1 pseudogene is annotated in these 224 nt (G+C 52.2%); it reads right to left on the reverse strand.

Features of this window, described 5'->3' with window-relative positions:
* A pseudogene (locus KNQ13_RS15885) lies at positions 1–224 on the reverse strand (IS200/IS605 family element RNA-guided endonuclease TnpB); the annotation flags it as partial.

Here is a 224-nt window from a genome sequence, read left to right on the forward strand (position 1 = left end):
TTCTTGAGTCCTACGTCGACGCCGACGGATGAACCGGTCTTCGGCAGTTCGTTGATCTCCTGCTCGACGAGCAGGGAAACGAAGTATTTGCCTGAAGCGTTACGTCGGATCGTGGCGTTCAAGATACGGCCTGTAACCTGTTTCGAGTGGGCGAAACGAACCCATTTCAGCTTCGGAAGTTTGAGCTGGTTGCATCCAATCGAGACTTCAGGAAGCTGGTTTTT

Origin of the sequence: Exiguobacterium sp. s128, assembly GCF_018618815.1 — a bacterium.
Taxonomy (GTDB): domain Bacteria; phylum Bacillota; class Bacilli; order Exiguobacteriales; family Exiguobacteriaceae; genus Exiguobacterium_A; species Exiguobacterium_A antarcticum.